At 47.0% G+C, this 2,963-nt stretch carries 3 protein-coding genes and 1 pseudogene; all 4 read left to right on the plus strand.

The window, feature by feature from the left end; all coding sequences use genetic code 11:
* Window positions 1-74: 74 nt before the first annotated feature.
* Window positions 75-833: pseudogene (locus DEO48_RS24630) on the plus strand (DUF4942 domain-containing protein); the annotation flags it as partial.
* A gap of 74 nt (window positions 834-907) precedes the next feature.
* Entirely contained in the window at window positions 908-1,303 is a 396-nt protein-coding gene (locus DEO48_RS24635; protein ID WP_109846546.1) for a DUF6088 family protein, read from the plus strand.
* Window positions 1,296-2,261, plus strand: a complete 966-nt coding sequence (locus DEO48_RS24640; RefSeq protein ID WP_109846547.1) for a nucleotidyl transferase AbiEii/AbiGii toxin family protein — start codon at window positions 1,296-1,298, stop codon at window positions 2,259-2,261. Before DEO48_RS24635 ends, DEO48_RS24640 begins: the two co-directional genes overlap by 8 nt.
* Entirely contained in the window at window positions 2,243-2,554 is a 312-nt protein-coding gene (locus tag DEO48_RS27280) for a type II toxin-antitoxin system RelE/ParE family toxin (protein ID WP_109846548.1), read from the plus strand. The genes DEO48_RS24640 and DEO48_RS27280 overlap by 19 nt, the downstream gene beginning before the upstream one ends.
* Window positions 2,555-2,963: the final 409 nt, after the last annotated feature.

Consider the following 2,963-nt stretch of genomic DNA (forward strand, 5'->3'; position numbering starts at 1 on the left):
CGGATGATCGATCAGCTGCGAATCGCTGATCGACGTTCCACGCGAAAACATGATCGATCAGAGCGGAATACGCAACCAGACGCAACGCGGCTCTGGCACAAATTGAAACGCTGATACAGCAACTCGACGAAATATCGACACTGACCGGCAGTATCGGCGGCGGTAAAGCCAATGAATGGGGAGTACGGCAATATCGTTACGACTGCTGGCTGATGGAGAAAACAGAAACAGCGATGAAAGCCATTACCCGCAACATCGATCGCGGCATATGGCGAGACCTGATGCAACGCTCCGGAATGCTGTCGCTTATGGACGCGCAGTCTCGTGACCAGTGGTACAACAGCCTGGAAAAGGAGGATATTCCGGCGATCTCTGAAGACAATATTCTCAGCACGTTTGAGCAATTACATCTGAATAAAGGTGAAGTCTTTGAACGTGGCATGATTAACGTGTTTAAGGGGCTGAGCTGGAATTTTAAGACAAACAGCCCCTGTAGGTTTGGCGGGAAAATCATCGTGACGGGGCTGGTCAAATACGATCGCTGGGGATTTGGACTGAACTGGGGCTGGCAGCGTGACCGCCTGGCGGACCTTGAGCGCATGCTGATGCTACTGGATGGACAACCCATACCAGACAGTCGCGCCGACGTTACCCGCCGTCTCGGCGATCATATCCATGAGAACAGACACAGCACCCGCTATGAGGATGAGATGTTTGCGATCAAGTACTTTCAGAAGGGAACGGCTCATATCACGTTCAAACGGCCAGAGCTGGTCGATAAGTTGAACGACATCATCGCCCGGCACTATCCGGAGGCACTGGCAGCGAGATAATATTTGTGCCGTATGTTTGCCATTCAACATGTCGTATTTTTGCTATACTCGTGTAACTCTCAGAGGAGAAACCCATGACGACTAAAGACCGGATTTTATCACGACTAAAACGTTCAAAGCGTTATGTTTTCACTCGTGATGATTTCAAAGATCTCGCCAGCTATGATCAGGTAGGCAGGATCCTTCGCATGCTGGTGAAAGAGGGGGTTTTGATGCGGGTAGGCTATGGTGTCTACACCAAAGCACGACGTAATGTCATTACAGGGAAAATTATGCCCGCCGCTCCTGGAGGCTCTTCTGCCGTTATGACTGAAGCCCTTAAACGCCTGAATGTGGAATACAAACTGACGGGTGCAACAGAATGCTACAACAAAGGAAAATCAACACAGATCCCGGCCACCCTGGAGATCAAAATCTCACCCCGGTTTAAGCGAACCCTGGTGATAGGGAAAAGCAAAATAAATGCATGAATTAACATCATTATTTCCCGACGTTGCAGATAAGCTCAGTATTGAGTCAGTTGCTATTGTTGAGAAAGATTACTATGTCGTTGAATTATTAAGACTACTTAGCAATATAAAACCAGACACGCACAATCTTGTATTTGCAGGCGGTACCGCATTATCAAAAGCAGGTATAACCTTAAACAGGATGTCAGAGGATGTCGATATTAAGCTGGTTCCTGTCGAAGGTTTTATGCAAAAATATGGTCGTGATAAACGTAAAAAACTCCGCAAAGCAATCATACAAACAATCAGCGACGCCATTGCTCAATCCGGGATCTTCAGTCTGGATGACAATAACGCCAGAACTACGCGTGATGAATATCGTTATAACGAAATTCCCGTACGATACCCGCAGGAATATTCACAGTCCCCCTGCCTCAGGCCTTTTATCAAACTGGAACTGATGGAAACAAGCCTTCTTGAAACGCCTGAAAGTCGCGATATCCAATCTCTGGTCACAGAACACGCTGGCAAAGGTGAAGTGATTAAAGATTTTCCCTGCGCAACCATCGTTTCCACACAAGCTGAAAAGCTGATTTCCATGATGCGCAGAACAGCAGCGGTTGTGCGCGACCCAACACGTCAGGATGACGAGGCACTGGTACGCCATATCTACGATAATTATTGCATTGTCAGAGAGCAAGCGCAGGACACGCCGCAACTAAGCATATTTGTCCATGAATGTATTCAGCAAGATATTGAACGCTATGGCAACCAATATCCTCAGTTCTGCACCTCACCAATTGATGAACTCAAAATGGGGCTGAATGCATTAAGGGATGAGCCCATACACAAAATACGCTTCCAACAATTTGTTGAACCGATGGTATACGGTGACAATCAAATTACATGGGATGAGGCTTATGCCTGTTTCAGAAAAACAGCGCTGGCGGTTCTGGACGCATGCTCAACAACGGGTTGAACTTGAGTTGTGAAGCTATCGGTGACTGGATAGCACAAAATAATCCTGTACGTGCGATCAGCTGTACCGAAGAATTGTACCAACAATGCCTTCTGATAGCTGAATCGCCAGTGCTCTACAGAGAAAGGTCAGAGCTGCAGGCTGGGATCAGGTGCTCCACTTATGGCTGTGACCTTCTTCCGTTCAGAGTCCTGGACACGGAAGTTCGTATCGAACGCGCCATGCATGGTTCACGTGATATCAATAGGGGGCTTGCAGAACCATGCGCCCATCAGCCGTTGGATGACCTTTGATTTTGCTCTCGTCAGGGGTATCATCCACAGGTGAATCGGGAATCGAATGAAGGAATCGAAGTAAGGGTTTCAGACAGTCTCAAATCGGTAACCTGTCGCTACGGAAATACCTGCCAACAACCAGTAAAATCATTACGAGGTACCATTCGAGGTATCATTTTTATCGAATTAATAAATAACCAGTAAAAACAAACGGATATTATTGAAGGTCGATTCCGAGTCCGGGCACCACTTTCACTTCTATGTACGTCTCCCAAACTCCACAAAACTCAAGTATAATCACTGTCATACGTCATTTTCTCACATACCGAACTCCACTGAAATCAACCCAATACTACCTTAATCAAGTTGCATCCGGGGGCTTTTCAGGGGGCTCATTGTGTTCAATGAAATTTGAGGCCCCCATATG

The organism is Enterobacter sp. CGMCC 5087, from assembly GCF_003144775.1.
GTDB lineage: Bacteria > Pseudomonadota > Gammaproteobacteria > Enterobacterales > Enterobacteriaceae > Enterobacter > Enterobacter cloacae_M.

Bases quoted from the DNA above. Each gene is read 5' to 3' on its own strand.
- DEO48_RS24640 (WP_109846547.1), top strand. From the start codon at position 1,296: ATGCATGAATTAACATCATTATTTCCCGACGTTGCAGATAAGCTCAGT.
- DEO48_RS27280 (WP_109846548.1), top strand. From the start codon at position 2,243: ATGCTCAACAACGGGTTGAACTTGAGTTGTGAAGCTATCGGTGACTGG.
- DEO48_RS24635 (WP_109846546.1), top strand. From the start codon at position 908: ATGACGACTAAAGACCGGATTTTATCACGACTAAAACGTTCAAAGCGT.